The following is a 20480-nucleotide window of genomic DNA, read 5'->3' on the forward strand; positions in this document are numbered from 1 at the left end:
ATCAAATCAACAAAAAATTAACCTTTAGTCGTCTAACAACATGAATTTTCATCTATTAGACTGATCAAACCGAACTGAATCAAACAATAAACAGGTGACTCACTATGCCAATCTATAATGCGCCTCTTGCGGATATGAAATTCATCCTTAATGATGTTTTTAATGCAGAACAATTCTGGCAAGCCAATGAAAACCTTGCTCATGTTGATGCTGCAACAGCAGAAGCTATTCTTGAAGAAATGGCGAAATTTGCACAAAACGTGACCCTTCCATTGAACCGTACAGGTGATGAAGAAGGCGCTAAAATTGAAAATGGCAATGTGACTACCCCTGCAGGCTTTAAAGAAGCATTCAAGCAATATGCTGAAGGTGGCTGGATTGGTTTAGGTGCTGATGCTGAATGGGGCGGTCAGGAAATGCCTAAAATGCTGACTGTACTGTCTGACGAAATGCTGTTCGCTACCAACCCATCATTCATGCTCTACCCGCTTCTTTCTGTAGGTGCTGGCATGGCATTGAACAGCTATGCATCCCAAGAACAAAAAGAAACCTATCTTCCTAAAATCTATTCTGGCGAATGGTCAGGCACCATGTGCTTGACAGAGCCACACGCAGGGACTGACCTAGGCATCATCAAAACCAAAGCTGAACGTAACCAAGACGGTACTTACAACATTACCGGTACCAAAATCTTTATTACTGGCGGTGACCACGACCTGGCTGAAAATATCATTCACTTGGTATTGGCAAAAACCCCAGATGCACCTGCCGGTTCGCGCGGTATTTCCCTGTTCATCGTACCTAAATTCATTGTGAATGCTGATGGTTCTTTAGGTGAACGCAATCCTGCTGGCCCAGGTTCGATTGAACATAAAATGGGCATTAAAGCTTCTGCAACCTGTGTGATGAACTTTGACGGCGCCAAAGGTTACCTGGTTGGTAAAGAAAATGAAGGCTTGGCAGCCATGTTCGTGATGATGAACTACGAACGCTTATCAATGGGTATTCAAGGTCTAGGCGCATCTGAATTTGCATACCAAAATGCTGCACAATATGCGACTGACCGCCTACAAGGTCGTAGTGCAACAGGCATTCAATCACCAAACAAACCTGCAGACAGCATTCTTGTTCACGGTGACGTACGTCGTATGTTGTTAAACGCGCGTGCCAACAACGAAGCATCGCGTGCATTTGCGGTGTATGTCGGTCAACAGCTCGACATCACTAAATTCTCGAATGATGCTGAAGCAGTGAAGAAAGCCAACGACCGTGTTGCTCTACTTACGCCAATCGCAAAAGCATATTTAACCGATACTGCATTTAATGCAACTTTAGATGCGCAAATGGTGTTTGGTGGTCACGGTTATATTCGTGAATGGGGCATGGAACAATGTATCCGTGACTTGCGTATCTCACAAATTTACGAAGGCACCAATGGTGTTCAGTCACAAGATTTAATCGGTCGTAAAACCATTAAATGTGGCGGCGCATTCATTGCAGAATATATTCAAGAAATCCGTGACTTTGCCAATGGTCTAGATGCAGATCTTAACTTCATCAAAGATGCAACATTGGATGCCGCAACTGAAGTTGAATCGGTAACGCAGTACATTATTGAAGCTGCAAAAGAAAACATCGACTTCCCGAATGCAGCGGCAGTTGACTATCTACATGCAGTCGGCTTACTCAGCTTCTCTTATATGTTTGCGAAAATTGCCAAAGCTGCAAGTGCGAAAGAAGGTGACTTCTACAGTAATAAAGTTTCACTTGCACTTTACTTCGTACAACGCGTTTTGCCTGAACTTGCACTACGCATTACCAAAGTAAAAGCAGGTGCTGAAGTGGTCATGAACTTCTCTGAAGACTACTTTACTAGCCAGGCTTAATCCTGAACAAAAATAAGCAATAAAAAAACGCCTGCAATTGCAGGCGTTTTTTTATGGTCCCAGAAGGACTTAAACTTTTTCAATAATAATTGAATCTGCGGTTTTTTTACCACTTTGTTCTGGATGATTAATCTTTACAATTTTAATCACACCTGTAGCCGCCAATGATTCACATAGATCGACAATATTTTGCATATGGCTGATTTCAATCCCTGAACCCAATATGAGTTTTTTTCCAGCTTGCAATTCATTAATTTTTGTTTGAATTTTTTCTATCATTTTCTTTTTCCCTAAGATTTAAAACAACACTCTCTACATTACATGAATTTCGCATAAAAAAAACACAAAAAAAATTATGTTTTTTTGTTTGACGGTTGATATGTGCATGAAATTTGCTTGTTATTTAATGAAATATCAATTGATAAATATAGGAGGTAGAGATGACAAACCGTGATTCTAAAGTAGAAAAGATAGAAGCCTTCCTCGACCGTTTTGGTAATATCGCAGTAGAAGGCTTTCACTATATTGCGCTATTTATTATTGGCTGTATGGTGATCTGGTCTGCCGGACATACCGTATTTGAAATTTTGACGGTCAATCAATTCGCCACGATTGATGACATTCTTTTATTGTTTATCTATCTAGAACTGGGCGCGATGGTCGGAATCTATTTTAAGACCAACCACATGCCGGTTCGCTTTCTGATTTATATCGCCATTACAGCACTCACCCGCTTATTGATCTCAGATATCCAACACGACCATAAGGCGGATATGGACTTGATCATTATTACCGGTTCAATCCTGATTCTGGCTTTTGCGATTTTAGTTGTCCGTTATGCTTCCTGGACTTTTCCTTCCGTGATTCGTGACAAACATTCAGAAAAGCCCCTACCTGAAGGTAAAACACCACGCCCACAAGATGACGAGTTGGCTTGAACTAGCATGATTCCCTCTCCTGAGCGCACTTTAAAGCACTGCTTTTAAAGTGAAGCGCAAGTGAGGGTTAAGGAGAGGTTTCAAATCAGCGATTCGGCACCAACATATAACGCCCATTTTCAAAAATCCAATAAGTGCCTGTCGGCGGTGCAGGTAAACCCAAACGTTGCCAATCACTGATAAAGGTGGTGCTTGAACTTTCAATGCGGGCCGTTCTCGGATCTCCATTCACCCAGCTATAGCTTTGAGAGTTTTGTGTAATGGTCGTAGGTGCCTGATATTGAATGCTAACGCCATTCTGAATAGTCGGATAATTCTGATGATGCGGTGGACGCTGCGGATAATTCGGATAGTGCTGTGGATAATGTTGCTGCTGATGAGGATAGTTATTTTGAGGATAACTGTTTTGTGGATAATGATTTTGCGGATAGTAGGGACGAGGTTGATACTTGGTGGTATCTACCCCCCGATAATTTGACCAGCGATTTTCCGCCTGCGTTGTTGCAGAAGCTCCCAAGAGCACCATGCCACTCAAAGCACAAAGAACTGCTAATTTCATAAGAGCCACCAAACATACGATATAAAACTTATTTTAATCCCTAGTTTAGGATAAAAAATGAATAAAAAAACAGCAAATGCAAAGTTTTGTAAATTAAATATTTCGCTGATTTTCTCTTCAGACAGATCTCGGCTCAAATCATGAATATGTTAAAATACTGTTTTTTATTATGGGATCAAACAAAGTGTCTGATTTAAGTTTTGACCGCCTACATCAATTCTTTTGCAAGGTTCCAAGTATTCAAGAATCTTTAATTAATGCTTATGGTTCAGATGGTCAACATGCCTGGTGGTTTAAATTTCAAATCAATATTGAACATCCACTGGCATGGCAAACCGTACAGGAACTGGGTCATGTATTGAATTACATTTCCAAGAATGAACGTTTACCGACACAGTTTTTACCCGTATCTCCACCACCTTATATGAATGGTGAAGCCAAAGACTTTTTGGCTTGGGTGATTCAATGCAACCATCCAGATTTCTCACCCGATGTCGTTTGTGACTGGTTAGAAGCGCGTTTACCGCAGCCAATCGAAGACGAAAGCCAATGGAAAATTAAAACGGATTTAAAAGAACTGGATAAAATGAAAGATGCCGATTTGGATAAACTCGTTCCACCGAATCCGCAATAATAAAAAAGCGCGTAATGCGCTTAGTAATCTCCCTAAATCCCTCTTTTTCAAAGAGGGACTTTCCTTCTATCTTATTAATATTTAAATAAAATAGTTCCTCCCTTCATCAAAGGGTGAGAAGCACTGCTTCGCAAGGAGGGATTCAAAATAATTGCAATTTATTTTTCACCTCTCCCTAGCCCTCTCCTAAAAGGAGAGGGAACTCCTTCTCCCTCTGGGATGAGGAATATATTCCGCAAGGGAATGAGGGACTTAAAACGTCGACAACCCGCTCCACTCCATAAAACGGTAAATCAGATATTTCAGTTTCGATTCATCTGCATATTGACGGTAATCGACACTCATATTTTTACCATCCAGATTCGACCAAGCGGTATCAAAATAAGCTTGAGCATCGGTAAACACTGGCGCTTGTGATGAACCGACCACGCGTAAATTGGTTTCCAGATTATAGTTTTTAATGTTCCGTGCAGTGAAATTGGCGGAACCCAGAATCAAGTCAGACTGCTGTGCATATGATTTAATGATCATCTTGCTATGGCATTGTTCACCTTGGGTATTACACCAACGTACAGGCACACCCGCATCATTCAATTCAGAGGCGACTTGCCGGTTGGGAATGCCATTTTTCTTACGCCCAAACGCATCCTTATTCGGATCCAGCAGAACCCGGACTTTAACTCCACGTTCATGCGCTGCAATCAGGGCTTTCACAATATGCCGTTCAGACAAGTAGAACATGGCCAGATCAATCTGCTCTTTAGGTTTAGCGGTCTCAATCAGTTTGAGTGTTGCATCGTAAATCGCTTTTTCTGTCAGGACCTGAACCTGGGGTAAAGATTTTTCAGCTTCAAATTCACCCACAATCACCATCGGAATATCGCCTTTGGACATCCGGCCCACCGCCTGCTCGGTCTTCAAGACATCAATGGCTGTATTCCCCGATACCAGCAAGGCAACGTTGGAATGACGGGAACTGCCATCATGCGGATTGGCAGAAGTCACCAATGCTTTCCAGCCCTGTGCCGTATCGACCACCAGGGTTTTACGGTGATTGGCCTTAAAATTAAACAGGTTAAAGTAGCTGCGCAGGGTAATTTTTTCCTTCCCAAACGGATTGTTTAACCAGCCTTTTTCAGGATTATTGCCGGCATCCTGACAACAGAGATACCAAAAGCCAGACCATAATGGATTGGATGCGCGTAACGGTCTTAAATCCGTTTCAATCACATCAATACCTGCATTACGCAACTGACGATAATGCTCGGGTGCAAGACCACCATAAACAGAATTAATCGGGTCGGTAATCACCTTAATTTCAATATTTGGCTGCACCCCACGTTTTAAAATCAGGGCATCGGTGAGTTGTTGCGCCAGTGTTCGATGGGGCAGCGTCGACTCCCCGACTTCACTATTGAATAAAAACATGTCCAGCACAATGGTACTTTGTGCCTCATCAATCATTTTTAACATTTCATTAAAAATATGATGGTCTTGCTGCTGTTTTCCACTCGCGTCCAGATAGGTTTGGTCTGCAATAAACTTCACCTCGGCATGCCGCAACTTACCACTAAAATCCAGGCCTTCCGGCAAGGGTTTATAGGTATGATAAATGGCCGATGAGAGATATCCCAAAGCCAGCAAACCGATAATCACACTGACATAACGACGGCGTGACCAATTCAATTTCTGATGAATTCGTTGAAAAATACGCATAACAAAAAACCTAGTCCAATGCCATCAGACTAGGTTTTATTGCTTGATTTATCAAGAGGATTTCTGTGATGCCAGTTGAAACTGGCATATCCTGCCCAGCTTCAGCTTAAAAACCGAATTCCAAACCGACAGTAAAGTTACGCCCCACTTGCGGAATATTGGGCAGGAATGATGCATGCGAATAGACCTGTTCATCCAGCAGGTTATTGGCTTTGAAATAGACGCGGTAATCATTGCGATCTTTCAATTGACCGGCATAAGACAGCCCCACATTCAGCATGTTATAGCCATCGGTTTCTTGTTCATAACTGGCAATCTTGCCCTGATTAAACACATGGTAATACTCAGCCAAACCTGACCAGTGATCATCAAAACTTGCATCCACTTTTGTACCGAGGCGGCCTGCCGGAACACGCGGTGCATTTTCACTGTCAATTTTGCCACGGACATAATCGCCAAACACACCCAGTTTATAAGTATCGCTTAAGGCATAAGAAGCTTCTGCTTCAGCGCCATAGAACTTGGCCTTGTCCTGGGTATATTCAACCAGGCGAAAATCTTTAAAATTATCCAGGGTCTGGGCATAAATATAGTTATCAAACCAGTTGTGATAGACATGCACATGGTAATCAAACTTATCCTGCTCATAATGCAGACCAAGCTCCAGATTGTTGGATTTTTCTGCAGCTAAATTTTCATTGCCACGTTCATAAGTGTTGGTCGCGAAATGCTTGCCATTGGCATATAGTTCTTGCGCCAAAGGTAAACGTTCTTGATGAGAGCCAACCAGCGACAATTTATAACTCGGTGCAAATTCCCAGTTCACGGCGCCTGAATAAGAGAAACCATAATCATCAAAATCTTTTTTGTTCGAATCAATCGCAATTTTCTGCTGATCTAAACGTGCGCCCAGTTCCACATGAACATCATTAAACTGCTTATGCTCTAAGGCAAACAGGCTCCACTTTTGGGTTTTGGTCGGATCAAGTAAAGATTCTTCGCCAGTAATATTTAGCTTTTGCTGATTATACTGCCCACCGATAACCCCTTCCCAGTTGGCAATAGGATGATGCAGCAGTTCTAAACGTGCATCATAGCCTTGGCTCTTGAAAGTCGTGGCAATATTATCTTCTTCAATTTCATCATGTTTATAGTCGGTATAACTGGCATGGGCGCGAAGCTTTTGAAATCCTGCAAATGGTTCAGACAATTCCGTACGTAAATCATAACGTTCTGATTTTAAATCGACCCATGGCCCAGCGGCATGAGCGTGTTCTTCATCATGATCATGTCCATCATGGTTCAGCACATGGCCTGCATGGTCGCCACAAAAAAGTTCGTTATCATGCGGATGACAATCTTCATATTCATGGCTATGTCCCGGCAAACCATACTGGTCCTGACGGTTGCTATATGAAATCCCGCTAAAACCGCGGTCGTGAATCCAGGATAAACCCACATTTACCGTTTCGCCTTTTGCAAAAGTATTGTCTACACGACGTTCTTTTTCACCCTCATGAACATAATCTGGCGCAATATAACTGTTGGCATCCCGTTTTGATCCTTCAACACGTAAAGCCACTTGATCAGTTAAAGCAACCGTAGCACCAGCGCTCGCCAGTTTTTCATCACTACCCGAGTTATAGCGTAAGCCCACCTGACCTTCATAACCCTTTTCAGGCATTTGGGTGGGAATCTTATTATCTGTGACATTCACTAGCCCACCCACTGTTCCTGCGCTATACAGCAAAGTCGAGGGTCCACGAATGATTTCAACCTGTTTCGCCAAAATAGGATCAACAGTTACTGCATGGTCTGGTGAAAGCGTGGATACATCTGCTGTTTCAGAAGCATGTTGCAAGACTTTAACGCGTGCGCCATCCTGTCCGCGAATTACCGGACGGCTTGAACCTGAACCATACTGGTTTGAAGATACTCCAAGCTCACCTGTCAAAGCATCACCAATGGTCGTGCCACCTTCGGCAAGCTTTTTGTGATCAATCACTTGATCGGCTACTGCAAAATCTGCAGCCGACTGGACTAAAGGATGTGCCTGCAATTTAAGGGTGGCGAGTTGTTGAGTTTGAGAATCCTCATCAGCAAAAACAGCCGGGGCAATAACAGCAAAAATAGACAGGGTAATTAAATTCTTATGAAAAAGCATGGAACGGACTCAAGGCTGCGATTTTTGAATTATGTTATATTATAACATTTCATTTTTTTTTGCAATAAAAAACATTTCATTTCTGATGCTTGAGTTAAACTATTTCAAGTTCTATTCCATAATGATTAATCCTTAAATAATTTTAGATGCCTTTTACCTTATCTCACGCGGTACTTGCCCCACCTATTTCCAAACTTACTGGAAATCGATTGCCCATAGCTGCCCTAGCGATAGGAACCATGGTGCCGGATTTATTTCGTTTATTTACCAATGCCGATTACAACGGCTCGCATCAATGGTCTGGCTTGATTATTCCAGATTTATTAGTGGGGCTGCTGTTCTGTCTGATTTGGTATAGCCTTTACCGCCCAATGCTGTTCGCATTTTTCGGCTTAAACAAACCATTAAATATCCAAAGCCTTAATCGTTTTTGCGGTTTTATGCTCAGTATGATGGCTGCTATTTTAATTGGAACAACAACACATATCCTTTGGGATGGACTCACCCATGTCGATTTTCGGACTTTTGCATTTAAAAATTTTTTGATGCAGCCTGTAAATCTGTTGGATCACAGCTATCCTTTACACCGCGTGTTACAAATTGGGCTATCTGCTCTAGCGCTACCGGTTTTAGGCTGGATGATTTACCGCCACCACTGCCAATACCGCAGTGCTGATGCTGTCAATCAAAATATCAAATGCTATGTTTATGCTTGGTCTGCACTTTCACTACTGGCAGGCATTGCCAGTTATGTTTATTTTGCTGAAAGCATATATTCTGAAGCCTTTGTTCATGATTTATATAGCTATGTCGGCAAAGCGATTAATTATTTTTTTCGGGCATTATTAGCGACATTTACAGGGGGCAGCCTCATTTTCCTGATCTTAAAATCAAGCACAGATATTTTCTCTAAATCATCGGCCTAAGCTGTTTTTGCCCTTTTGCAGCATGCTTTTTTATTGTTTTAAGCTGAAGTCCTTGTGACAAAATAACCAAAAAGAGGCATAATCTCCCATTCGAATAAAAGCAGTACGCTGTTTACGTATGTGCTTTCCTTAACCCATATAGTTGGATTTCTAACGCTATGATGCGAACTCATTACTGCGGCTCTCTTACTGAAGCCCAAATTGACCAAACCGTAACATTATGCGGTTGGGTACACCGTCGCCGTGACCACGGTGGTGTAATCTTCCTTGACATGCGCGACCGTGACGGTCTAGTTCAAGTGGTTATTGACCCAGATACTCCTGAAGCATTCGCAACTGCGGACAAATCACGTTCAGAATTCGTATTAAAAATTACAGGCCGTGTACGTCGTCGTTATGCAGGTACTGAAAACGCGAATATCACTAGCGGTCAAATCGAAGTTCTTGGTAAAGAAATCGAAGTTCTTGCTGCGTCAGAAACTCCGCCATTCCCATTAAATGACGAAAACACAAATATTTCTGAAGAAGTACGTTTGAAATACCGTTTCCTGGACATCCGTCGTCCAGAAATGTTAGATCGCCTACGTTTCCGTTCTAAATTAACCAACCTGATTCGTAACTACTTCGAAGAAAATGGTTTCTTAGACGTTGAAACTCCGATCTTGACCCGTGCGACACCTGAAGGCGCACGTGACTATTTAGTGCCAAGTCGTGTCTCTAACGGTAGCTTCTACGCACTTCCACAATCTCCACAGCTGTTCAAACAGTTGTTGATGGTTGGTGGTATTGATCGTTACTACCAAATTGCTAAATGTTTCCGTGATGAAGACTTACGTGCTGACCGTCAGCCCGAATTCACCCAAATCGACGTTGAAACATCGTTCATGAGTGACGATGACATCATGGATTTAATGGAACGTTTAACTGTTAAGATGTTCAAAGAACTTCTAAACGTTGAATTCGACAAATTCCCGCGTATGACTTACGCAGATGCAATGCGCGACTATGCATCTGACAAACCGGATATGCGTATTCCTTTGAAACTTGTTGACGTTGCAGACATGATGCAAGACGTTGAGTTCAAAGTATTTGCAGGCCCTGCTAAAGATCCTAAAGGCCGTATTGTTGCACTTCGCGTTCCAGGTGCTGGCGCGCTTCCACGTAGCCAGATTGACGAATACACTAAATTCGTGGGTATCTACGGTGCGAAAGGCTTGGCTTACATTAAAGTCAACGAACTTGAAAAAGGTATCGAAGGTCTTCAGTCTCCAATCGTTAAATTCATCGAGCCAATCGTGCTTGATTTGTTGAAACGTGTTGGTGCTGAAAATGGCGATATCGTCTTCTTTGGTGCGGACAAAGCCAAAGTTGTAAATGATGCAATGGGTGCTTTACGTATTAAAGTCGGTCACGACATGAAATTGGCGACTTGCGAGTGGGCTCCACTTTGGGTTGTTGACTTCCCTATGTTCGAAGAAACTGATGATGGTAAATGGACTTCTGTTCACCACCCATTCACGCTTCCAAAATCAAGCGTTGAAGAAGTGAAAAACAACCCAGGTGCAGCATTGTCTGTTGCTTACGATATGGTATTGAACGGTACTGAAATCGGTGGTGGTTCACTTCGTATCTTCAACCTTGAAATGCAAAAAGCGATCTTTGAAGCGCTTGGCATTGGTGAAGAAGAAGCAGAAGAGAAATTCAGCTTCTTGCTTAACGCGTTGAAATTCGGTGCGCCTCCTCACGGTGGTTTAGCATTCGGTCTTGATCGTCTTGTAATGTTGATGACTGGTGCATCTTCAATCCGTGACGTGATTGCATTCCCGAAAACTAAAACTGCGGAATGTCCTTTAACTCAAGCGCCTGCGCCAGTTGAAGCGAACCAATTGCGTGACCTTGGTATTCGTTTACGCGAAAAACCTAAAGCTGAAACTAAAGCAGAAGCTTAATTCTTCTTTAGCGAGCAATAAAAAACCCTGCATAAAGCAGGGTTTTTTATTGCTCGCTAAAGCAGAAGCTTAATTCTTCTTTAGCGAGCAATAAAAAACCCTGCTTTATGCAGGGTTTTTTATTGCTTCAAAAATAGAATAAACAATGATTAAAATTTTGATGATTTTTGATAATAGTTTCTTAAACGCTATATGCTATCCTGTTTAAGAATTGAACCCATGTGTACAATATTACATTGATTTAATTGCTTATATTTTGTTCTTAAGACTCTCTTCTTTTTTGATCAGTTCTATCTTAGATTTTTAGACTCTTGCCAAAATTCTAATCCAGCCTCATATCTTAAGAGTCTATTCTAACAAATCATGTATTTCATTCTAAAAGTTTTAGCCTTGCTACCTTTACCCATTTTGCAAAATCTGGCCTGCTTTGTAGCATGGTTACTGTGTATAAGAAATTCATCCTTTAAACGCATAACTTGTATTAATTTAAAGCTTGCTTATCCAGAATTGACAGCGGCACAAAGATCAAAACTGCTCCATGACAGTATTCGAAGCCAATGCTTAAGCTATGTAGAATGCATTAAATGCTGGGGTATGTCGCCCTGTTATAGCTTAAACTTACTGAAAAATATCAATGGTGAAGATGTCTTAACTGAGGCGCTAGCAAATAAAAAGGGTGTGATTGTGGTGGTTCCTCATTTTGGTAACTGGGAACTCTTGAATGCCTGGCTCTGCACTCATACTCAGCCAATGATTATGTATAAGCCGAATAAGATAAAAGGCATTAACCGCTATATTTTAGAATCGCGTCAAAAGACCAATGCAGTATTAGTGCCAGCCGATGAAACTGGTGTACGTGCTATCTTCAAACACTTAAAGCAAGGTGGCCTTACCGTCATTCTTCCCGATCATTTACCTAAACCTTCGGGAGGAATTTATGCTCATTTTTTTCAGCAAAATACCTTATCCGCCACCATTGTTTCTAAATTGGCATATAAAACTCAGTGCAATGTAATTGGTTTAAGCTGTATAAGAAATCCTGATACCTCCAGTTTTGCTGTTCAATGTGTTCCCCTATCCACTGAGATTTTATCAAAAGATCTGCAAAAAAGTGTGGAATGCTTAAATCAGGAAATGGAGCTCATGATTACAAAAATGCCGGAGCAATATATCTGGTCTTATAAACGTTTTAGAAATTGTTATGGAAACGTTAACCCCTATAGAGTTTAAACGTGTATTTCCCTTCACATCTTGAATTAGGTCAGCCGAACACTCAAATGGAATGAATTGAGATTGATGGTTGCTAATGGCATAATAGCCCTGTTTTTCCATTATTGAGTTAAGCAAGCTATGGCTATGCGTCCTGCTGTTCGTAATCGTGGCATCATGATCATTGTGTTCTCTATCGCGCAATGGCTTTTCATGCGTTACATTTTGGCCAATGGCTTATTTAACATGGATACCAATGAACGCATTCTTTATTTTTGTGTAAGTAGTTTAGGTGGGGCCTTACTTATTTTTGTCGGCTTGATTTATATGGTATTGAAGGGTAATCCGGATAAGGAATAATCAAATCATCTAACCCAAAGACATACGGCATAGCCCCACAAACACATCATTGGACTCGTGTGACTATGCCTGTTATGGTAGCCTTCAATTTAAGCAAATATTCTGTTGAACCAGTATTTTAAATACACTGCATATTTAACCGGATAATAAACAAAAGCACCTTTTTTCTTATAATGATACTTTAAGATTGAACGGTTAATCTTGAATTCAGCATCCAAAAAACTTTTTTCTTGACGATATGGCTGAATGACTTTCATCATTTCCTCAGCCATTTTTAATCCATTCTGTGAAAAACTCTCATCATGAATTCGATACTGACAAACCACTTCGGGGATATATTTTAAGATTTTTTGTTGCTGGGTTAACTTGAGCAACATATACCAATCTTCCACTTTAATGCTTTCGTCATATCCTCCAACGTCCATAATATCTTTTAAATGAAACATTTGAGTTAAAGTGGGTAAGTCATGCAGATTTAATAAAATATCATCAAAGCTATATTCAGTACGAGCAGATACTCTTTGATCTATAACCCGGTTATTAGAATCAATCAGTTCAATCCCAGCAAAAACACCCGTTACTTCCGGATGCTGTTTCAAATAATCGACTTGCAGCTGCGTTTTATGCGCCAGCATCATGTCATCAGAAGCAATAATGCTGACATACTTTCCCTGACAATGCGTCAATGCTTCATTCAACGTCGCACATAAGCCTTTATTTGGGCGTGTGTTGAAATAGATATGTTCAAAACGCTGTTCGCAGACAGGTAGCATTGCCCGTATTTTTTCAACAGATTGATCCTTAGAACCATCATCAATAATAATTAATTCAATACGCTGATAGGTCTGATTAATAATGCTTTGAATGCTATCTTCAATATAATTTTCATGATTATAGCAAGGGATCACTATTGAAACTAAAGGCTGCATTTAAACTCTCCCTACAGGTGCAAAAGCATTACATAGTTCAATCACCTTTTGAGTTTCTTCTAAAGTTTGAGTTGGTCCCATAGGCAAACTTAAAACTTGTGTATGGATGCGTTCAGTTATAGGGAAACTTAAACCATTCCATTCTTTATAAGCCAGCTGCTTATGCGGCGGAATAGGATAATGAATTAAGGTCTGTACGCCATTTTCTTTTAAATAGTTTTGCAACTCATTACGATACTCTGATTGAATCACAAACAAGTGCCATACATGCTGCTCATATTGCTGAGCATCTCCACCCGTTAAAGGTAAAGTCATAAAAGGGTTTTGGATTTGGCTTAAATACAACGCAGCAATTTGTCGACGTTTTACTACTTCCTCATCTAGATATTTCAGCTTTACATCCAGCATGGCGGCTTGAATTTCATCTAAACGGCTATTCACGCCCGCAAACAAATTTTTATATTTCTCGTGTGAGCCGTAGTTACGCAAAGCTTTTAAAGTCTGCGCAAGTTCAGCATCATTGGTGGTAATCGCCCCGGCATCACCCAATGCACCCAGGTTTTTCCCCGGATAAAAACTGAATCCTGAAGCATCGCCCCAGTTCCCTGCTTTCTTCCCATCAATTTCGGCACCATGTGCTTGCGCGGAGTCTTCAAGCACCAATAAATTATGATGTTGTGCAATTTGCATGATTTTTGGCATATCCGCCAATTGACCATATAAATGTACAGGCAAGATGACTTTGGTTTTCGCTGTAATTGCAGCCTGAATAGCAGCTGGAGAGATGTTGAGGCTTTGCTCATCCGGTTCAACTAGCACAGGAGTTAAGTTGTTCGCAGTAATTGCCAATATACTTGCAATATAGGTATTGGCGGGAACAATCACCTCGTCGCCATCTTGTAGTTTACCCAGCTCTTTCCAGGCACGCAGAGTTAAAATTAATGCATCTAAACCATTGGCAACGCCAATAGCAAATTCAGTGCCGCAATACTGAGCAAAATGCTGTTCAAATTTTTCCAGTTCTTGACCACCAATATACCAGCCAGAATCAAGCACACGAGTACATGCCTCTATCAACTCCGCTCTATACTGTTGATTTATCGTTTTTAAATCTAAAAAAGGAATCATAAAAACCGCTCTTTCAACTTTCTATTTAAAGGTTTTTCAATATATTTGAATGCTAAAGCACTCAGCCCAATTGAGATACATAAAATAATCAATGACAGCAATAAACCATCCATTTTTAGAGCATACTGCGCTACTGTGTGTTCGGCCAAACGAATCACCAGCAAATGGATTAAATAAAAGCAGAAACTGATTTCGCCTAACCAAACCATATGTTTATTGGAGAGGAACCGATTCAGGAACGTAGGCTGTTTTTCCTCACTGGATAGTGCAAAGGAAAGGATGATCAAAACCATAGGAATCCAATAATACACTGAATATCTTAAGCCCATATCTGCAAATTGATGCAGTGCAAAAAATACAGTAAAGATCATCAATGCAACAATTTCAAAATATGCCAATGACCAGTTTTTTAAATTGCGCCATTCTTTCAGCTTCACATACGCATTAAACAGCATCATTCCCAAAAGAAAGTCTGAAAATCTAATGAGCGGAGAAATATAAAGCCAGTAATGCTTCTGCTCTTCGGATAAAAAAACATTCAGCATCAATATGATTGCGAATAACGTTGCAAATATCGCGAGTTTTGCTTTTTGTCTTAGCAGCAGGATAAAAGGAAACAATAAATAGAAAAACATTTCATCTGAAATACTCCATGAAGGCGCATTCAATGAAAAGAAAATTTTCTCGCTCGGGAAAAAGCTTTGTATTAACAATACATTTTGTGCTACATACTTGCCGCTTCCATCCATGAAGCTGCTTAAAATTAAGGCTGCCAGTATGGTCACAAAATGCATCGGATAAATTTTTGCGAGTCTCGCAATAAAAAATTCTTTTTGGGTAATTTTTTTCTCTGCGAACTTATGTTCGTAGTTATAAGCTAGAATAAAACCACTCAAAATAAAAAAGAAACTTACCCCTAAAAAACCTTCAGCAAATATTTTCTCAAATATATGCCGATAATTTTCATAACCTTGTAAAAGAGCAAGATGACTCAATAAAACAAATAATGCAAAAAAAAATCTTAATGAGGTGAGTGGTTTTATCATTTTTCAACAAAACCCTTAATCGTCGCAGGATTACCGACAACAATTGCATTTTCAGGTACATCCTTGGTGACAACTGCTCCCGCACCAACCATTGCATTTTTACCTATTTTAATTCCAGGTAAAATTGTAGCATTGGCACCAATGCTCGCACCGGCTTCTACCACTGTTCTTAAAAACTCTTCCGGATACTGCTTTGAGCGCGGATGCTTATCATTGGTAAAAGCAACGCATGGACCAATAAAAGCATTATCTTCAATGGTAATGCCATCCCAAATAAATACCCCTGATTTCACGGTGACGTTATCACCAATCAGGACATCATTTTCAATCAGGGTATGAGCACAAATATTGCAGTTTGCCCCGATCTGAGCTTGCGCCAGAATCACACTATATTGCCAAACACGTGTATCCGTGCCGATTTTGTGTGTCTGTACATCTGCTAAAGGATGAATAAAAGGCTTGTGGACTTCTTTTAAGAAAGCATCATAGCTACGGATATAATCAGACTCATCATAATGATCACTGGCCAAAACCAATAATAAACAATCATCCGAAAAGTCATGCATTTCATGCCAAACCAGAGGTGGAATTCGCAGTCCTTTATTGGCACCTTCCAGCCAGACTTCCTCTTTGTGTTTACCACTATCCATCACCATTTTGCACTTTCCTTTTAAGCAAAAAGCAATTTGATGAAGCTCTTTATGTGCATGAAAGCCACGGGGAACATCGGTTTGAGTGTCGAAAATGTAATAGAGCCTTTTCACTTCAAAAGGGATATTTTTATTTGACTCTGCCACAACCAGAGAACCTCTCTGATCGCCCAAATCTGGCAATTCAACCCACTCAATTAAATTCATTGCCAGCTCCATGTTGTACCAAGGAAATCAAATACTGACCATAATCATTTTTACTCATGCTTTGGCCAATTGCTAAAACCTGTTCCTTGCTTAACCAGCCTTGATTAAATGCAATTTCTTCTAAACATGCCACTTTATAGCCTTGGCGTTTTTCCAAAGTTTCCACAAACTGAGCGGCTTCCAATAGACTGCTATGCGTACCGGTATCTAGCCAGGCAAAACCGCGCCCCAGCAGCTCAACATTTAAATCGCCACGCTCCAGATACATTTGGTTGACTGTGGTAATTTCCAGTTCACCACGGTCTGAAGGTTTAACCTGTTTGGCGATTTCAATCACGTCATTATCGTAAAAATACAGCCCTGTGACTGCAAAATTAGATTTAGGATGCTTTGGCTTCTCTTCCAAAGATACGGCGCGTCGCTGTTCATCAAACTCAACCACGCCAAAACGCTCAGGATCTTTCACTTGGTAGCCGAATACAGTTGCTCCTTGACCACGTGCAACAGCTTGTTTCAACATTGGGGTAAAGCCTTGACCGTAAAAAATATTATCGCCAAGCACCAAGCAAACATTGCTGTCGCCAATAAAATCTTCACCAATAATAAATGCTTGTGCCAAACCATCAGGGCTTGGCTGAACTGCATATTGCAGACGAGTTCCAAATTGTGAACCATCGCCCAATAAACGCTCAAAACTGTCTTTATCTTCTGGTGTGGTAATGATTAATACATCCTGTATTCCCGCCAACATAAGAACAGAAAGCGGATAATAGATCATCGGTTTATCATAAATTGGCAGAAGCTGTTTCGACACACCCTTGGTAATAGGATATAAACGCGTACCCGAACCGCCGGCGAGAATAATCCCTTTTGTAGTTATAGACATTATGATTGCACACCTAATCTTTCACGTTGATAGCTACCATCTTGAACTCGACGGCACCACTGTAAATTATTTAAATACCATTCAACTGTTTTACGGATACCTGTTTCAAAGGTTTCCTCTGGCTTCCAATTAAGCTCATTGGCAATTTTTGCAGCATCAATCGCGTAACGCAAATCATGCCCAGGACGATCTGTCACATAAGTAATTAAAGATGCGTAAGTCGTCTGATCTGCTCGTGGTCTTAATTCATCCAGTAATGAACAAATGGTTTTCACCACTTCAATATTTTGCTTTTCGTTATGACCGCCAATGTTATAAGTTTCACCAATCTTGCCTGTTGAAGCGACTTTATATAAAGCACGGGCATGATCTTCCACATAGAGCCAGTCCCGAATTTGTTGACCATTGCCATAAACAGGTAATGCCTTACCTTCCAGGGCATTTAAAATAACCAGTGGAATCAGCTTTTCCGGAAAATGATACGGACCATAATTATTCGAACAATTGGTCACAATGGTCGGGAAACCATACGTTCGATACCAGGCACGGACCAGATGGTCTGAGCTTGCTTTACTTGCAGAATACGGAGAACTTGGCGCATAGGGTGTGGTTTCGGTAAATAGATCGCTTGTTCCGTCTAAGTCGCCATACACTTCATCTGTTGAAATATGATGAAAACGGAAATGTGCTTTTTTGTCCGCATCTAAAGCCGCCCAATATTTGCGCATGACTTCAAGTAATGTATATGTGCCGAAAATATTGGTTTGAATAAATGCCGCGGGACCATCAATTGAACGGTCTACATGTGATTCTGCCGCTAAATGCATGACGATATCTGGCTGAAAGCCTGCAACGGCTTGTTCTAATGCGGCTGTATCGCAAATGTCGATTTGTTGAAATGAATAGCGCGTATTATTTTCTACTTCTATTAAAGACTCTAAATTGCCTGCATAAGTGAGTTTATCAATATTTAAAACTTCATCTTGAGTATGATTGATAATATAGCGAATAACTGCTGAGCCAATAAAACCTGCTCCGCCAGTAATTAAATATTTCATTCGTTTCTCATCCTGACACTTTATGATCATCATAAATTTGTGAAGTTTGGCTGGTCATTTTATTACTTTTTATAATTTTTTTATACGAATAATCCTGTTAATTTTCATTATTGACTCTACTCAAGCGAAATACTTCCGCCAAATAAAACCTTGTTCTTCTCAAGACTTACTCAATAAAATCAACAAATAAAATCAAGATGTTATATATTTTATTATTGGTTTAATTTAACGACTAAAAAATATAGAATAGCGCTAGCAACAATTTATATTTGAATATCAATATGGCAAAAATCTTAATTTTATGCATCACCCTTAAAGATAGCATTGAAAGACAACAAAATATTACTCAACAGATTACGGCCTTAAAACAAGCAACTCCCGATATTCAAGTAGATTTTCAGTTTTTTGATGCAGTCTATGGTAAAAAACTGCCGCCTGAATATATTGTTTTTCTGGATTTAAGCCGCAAATTTGCAGGTCAGTGTGAACATGCTTTAGGTCCAAGTGAGTTTGGATGCTACTTAAGCCATCTGAAAATTTGGCAAAGACTTTCTCAAGGCGATTATACTGCCTATGACCGTGTCATCATTCTTGAAGATGATGTGATAGTGAACCTTAATCACATTAATGAAAAGTTGAAATCACTTATTCAGACCAATCCAGAATTTGCATTTTTAAGTGGTCATACTGAACCTTCACGTCGCAGAATCCGCGGCTATAGCAGTGAAGATGGTTTGTATTTCAATATGTCTGGTCCCAAAGACTTATATACAGGCGCGTTTGCTTATTCCATTACACCTGCAACGGCGCAAAAATTCATTGAAAAGCAAATTAGAAAATTATCTTATTTAGATGACTGGACTTACCTGCTCAAGGGTTCAACCACGGCACCATTTTATTATTGTTTTGAACATAATGATGATATGCAAAGTAACATTGCTCCAGACCGGCAAATTTTCATGAAAAAGCCAAACCGCTTTAAAAAGAACTACCGAAAAATTAAGAATGATGTTTTTTCCCGCATTATCTCATTACTCTTATTTAAGAAAATTATTCGCTTGTCTGCATTTATCGCTGAAAATAAAAATGTTTTGCACACATTAAATTCCCAGCATAAGCAGGACTAAAATCATGAAAAAATACCTTTTTATTCAGGATCACCTGTATGGCGGTGGCGCAGAACAGATTTGTATTGATACTGCGGTGGGGTTAAAAAATAATGGTCATCAAGTTACGGTTTTACTGTTAGACGGAACCCATATTCGCACTCACTACCCCGCTGATCTTGATGTTATTAAATTCAACATCACCCCTGAGTTTTTACAAGGTAGTATTAAAAAAAATAAGCTTAAACGTGTCAGCCTAGATCAGCAAAATGAGCTAAAGCGGATCATAACTGATCTGAATCCAGATACGATTATTGCTGGGCATTCACATGCCTTTTGGCTGTCGCCTATTTTATCTGGCAATGTTTGGTACTGGGTCCATGGTGATTCTTTAGGCTTAGTCATGAAGAAAAACCTAGGTTTCTTTAAATATCTAGAAGCACTGAAAAAATTTATCCAGTGCAAGCGTGCATGTAACTTTCTTTTTCAGGGCAAACAACTGGTCGTGGTTAATCAGGACATTGCCGATTTGCTGAATAAACATGTCAAAAATGTCACAGTTAAAGTAATTCATAATGGAATTGATGTTGAACGTTTAACTCAAAATATCGATTCACAAACTGCCAGTGAAAAAAAATGGGACAGCATTTTTGTAGGGCGCTTGTCTGAAGAGAAACAACCGGATGTTGCGCTACGTGCATTTGCACAAACCAATCTGAAGGGCCGCATGGCGATTGTGGGCGATGGCCCGATGCTGGAAGAATTAAAGCTTTTAGTCCAAGCGTTAAAGCTTGAAAATCGCGTTGATTTTTTAGGTTGGCAAAACCAGCCCAATCAATTTATTCAACAAAGCCGTAGTTTAATTTTATCTTCCAGAACAGAAGGTTCACCGCTGATTATTCCAGAAGCATTAATATTGGGCACACCTGTAGTCGCCTATAATTGTTGTGAAGGTGTGGAATTTCAGCTGTCATCAGGTGAACTACTCCAAGGATTAGTGCCTTTAAATGACCTTTCTGCCTTGGCAAAACAGCTTGAACTTGTTGTAAACACACCTTATGCAATTCGCGAGCAAGATAGGCAACGTCTCAGCATTGCAGAAATGGTTAAAGCTTTTGAAGCTCTCTAA

Annotated in this window: 19 protein-coding genes; 9 read left to right on the forward strand and 10 right to left on the reverse strand. The window is 40.4% G+C overall.

Features of this window, described 5'->3' with window-relative positions; translation table 11 throughout:
- Positions 1–104: 104 nt before the first annotated feature.
- Positions 105–1886 (forward strand): acyl-CoA dehydrogenase C-terminal domain-containing protein, encoded by a 1782-nt coding sequence (locus B9T26_RS11020; RefSeq protein ID WP_086199743.1) that lies wholly within the window; start codon positions 105–107, stop codon positions 1884–1886.
- Between the two features lie 69 nt (positions 1887–1955).
- Here B9T26_RS11020 and B9T26_RS11025 read toward each other — a convergent pair whose 3' ends face one another.
- Positions 1956–2165 carry a hypothetical protein gene (locus B9T26_RS11025; protein ID WP_086199744.1) on the reverse strand — a complete coding sequence of 70 codons (210 nt, stop codon included), beginning with the start codon at positions 2163–2165 and terminating at the stop codon, positions 1956–1958.
- Between the two features lie 161 nt (positions 2166–2326).
- On the opposite strand from B9T26_RS11025, the gene B9T26_RS11030 reads away from it, so the two are divergent.
- The gene (locus B9T26_RS11030) at positions 2327–2824 is read left to right on the forward strand and encodes a phosphate-starvation-inducible protein PsiE (RefSeq protein ID WP_086199745.1); all 498 of its coding nucleotides are present in this window, start codon (positions 2327–2329) and stop codon (positions 2822–2824) included.
- A gap of 85 nt (positions 2825–2909) precedes the next feature.
- Here B9T26_RS11030 and B9T26_RS11035 read toward each other — a convergent pair whose 3' ends face one another.
- Positions 2910–3383 carry an RcnB family protein gene (locus B9T26_RS11035; protein WP_086199746.1) on the reverse strand — a complete coding sequence of 158 codons (474 nt, stop codon included), beginning with the start codon at positions 3381–3383 and terminating at the stop codon, positions 2910–2912.
- Positions 3384–3567: 184 nt separating this feature from the next.
- On the opposite strand from B9T26_RS11035, the gene B9T26_RS11040 reads away from it, so the two are divergent.
- Positions 3568–4017, forward strand: a complete 450-nt coding sequence (locus tag B9T26_RS11040) for a hypothetical protein (RefSeq protein ID WP_086199830.1) — start codon at positions 3568–3570, stop codon at positions 4015–4017.
- A gap of 252 nt (positions 4018–4269) precedes the next feature.
- On the opposite strand, the gene B9T26_RS11045 is transcribed toward B9T26_RS11040, so the two are convergent.
- Both B9T26_RS11045 and znuD read right to left on the reverse strand, forming a co-directional pair.
- Positions 4270–5733: a phospholipase D family protein gene (locus tag B9T26_RS11045; protein WP_086199747.1), complete on the reverse strand. Its 1464-nt coding sequence runs from the start codon at positions 5731–5733 to the stop codon at positions 4270–4272.
- 106 nt (positions 5734–5839) lie between these two features.
- Positions 5840–7897, reverse strand: coding sequence for a zinc piracy TonB-dependent receptor ZnuD (znuD, locus tag B9T26_RS11050; protein WP_086199748.1), 2058 nt, complete (start codon positions 7895–7897; stop codon positions 5840–5842).
- 146 nt (positions 7898–8043) lie between these two features.
- On the opposite strand from znuD, the gene B9T26_RS11055 reads away from it, so the two are divergent.
- From B9T26_RS11055 to B9T26_RS11070, 4 genes are all read left to right on the forward strand, one after another.
- Positions 8044–8823, forward strand: coding sequence for a DUF4184 family protein (locus tag B9T26_RS11055; protein WP_086199749.1), 780 nt, complete (start codon positions 8044–8046; stop codon positions 8821–8823).
- A gap of 158 nt (positions 8824–8981) precedes the next feature.
- The gene (aspS, locus tag B9T26_RS11060; protein ID WP_086199750.1) at positions 8982–10772 is read left to right on the forward strand and encodes an aspartate--tRNA ligase; all 1791 of its coding nucleotides are present in this window, start codon (positions 8982–8984) and stop codon (positions 10770–10772) included.
- 363 nt (positions 10773–11135) lie between these two features.
- Positions 11136–12002 carry a lysophospholipid acyltransferase family protein gene (locus tag B9T26_RS11065; RefSeq protein ID WP_086199751.1) on the forward strand — a complete coding sequence of 289 codons (867 nt, stop codon included), beginning with the start codon at positions 11136–11138 and terminating at the stop codon, positions 12000–12002.
- Positions 12003–12122: 120 nt separating this feature from the next.
- Positions 12123–12341 (forward strand): hypothetical protein, encoded by a 219-nt coding sequence (locus B9T26_RS11070; RefSeq protein WP_086199752.1) that lies wholly within the window; start codon positions 12123–12125, stop codon positions 12339–12341.
- An 89-nt stretch (positions 12342–12430) separates the two neighbouring features.
- Here the strand turns inward: B9T26_RS11070 and B9T26_RS11075 are convergent, their stop codons facing one another.
- The 6 genes from B9T26_RS11075 to rfbB are packed head-to-tail and all read right to left on the reverse strand — an operon-like array spanning position 12431 to position 18245.
- Positions 12431–13270, reverse strand: a complete 840-nt coding sequence (locus tag B9T26_RS11075; protein WP_086199753.1) for a glycosyltransferase — start codon at positions 13268–13270, stop codon at positions 12431–12433.
- Entirely contained in the window at positions 13271–14398 is a 1128-nt protein-coding gene (locus B9T26_RS11080; RefSeq protein ID WP_086199754.1) for a DegT/DnrJ/EryC1/StrS family aminotransferase, read from the reverse strand.
- On the reverse strand, positions 14395–15444 hold the full coding sequence (locus tag B9T26_RS11085) for an acyltransferase family protein (RefSeq protein WP_086199755.1): 1050 nt from the start codon (positions 15442–15444) through the stop codon (positions 14395–14397). The genes B9T26_RS11080 and B9T26_RS11085 overlap by 4 nt, the downstream gene beginning before the upstream one ends.
- A complete protein-coding gene (locus B9T26_RS11090) occupies positions 15441–16301 on the reverse strand; it encodes a WxcM-like domain-containing protein (protein WP_086199756.1) in 861 nt (286 codons plus the stop codon). Before B9T26_RS11090 ends, B9T26_RS11085 begins: the two co-directional genes overlap by 4 nt.
- Complete coding sequence (rfbA, locus tag B9T26_RS11095) at positions 16288–17187, reverse strand: glucose-1-phosphate thymidylyltransferase RfbA (RefSeq protein WP_086199757.1); 900 nt, start codon at positions 17185–17187, stop codon at positions 16288–16290. The genes B9T26_RS11090 and rfbA overlap by 14 nt, the downstream gene beginning before the upstream one ends.
- Positions 17187–18245: a dTDP-glucose 4,6-dehydratase gene (gene rfbB, locus B9T26_RS11100; RefSeq protein ID WP_086199758.1), complete on the reverse strand. Its 1059-nt coding sequence runs from the start codon at positions 18243–18245 to the stop codon at positions 17187–17189. The genes rfbA and rfbB overlap by 1 nt, the downstream gene beginning before the upstream one ends.
- Before the next feature lie 281 nt (positions 18246–18526).
- Between rfbB and B9T26_RS11105 the strand changes: the two genes are divergently transcribed.
- Positions 18527–19372, forward strand: a complete 846-nt coding sequence (locus B9T26_RS11105) for a glycosyltransferase family 25 protein (protein WP_086199759.1) — start codon at positions 18527–18529, stop codon at positions 19370–19372.
- 4 nt (positions 19373–19376) lie between these two features.
- Positions 19377–20480: a glycosyltransferase gene (locus tag B9T26_RS11110; protein WP_086199760.1), complete on the forward strand. Its 1104-nt coding sequence runs from the start codon at positions 19377–19379 to the stop codon at positions 20478–20480.

This window comes from Acinetobacter sp. ANC 4169 (genome assembly GCF_002135355.1).
Classification (GTDB): domain Bacteria; phylum Pseudomonadota; class Gammaproteobacteria; order Pseudomonadales; family Moraxellaceae; genus Acinetobacter.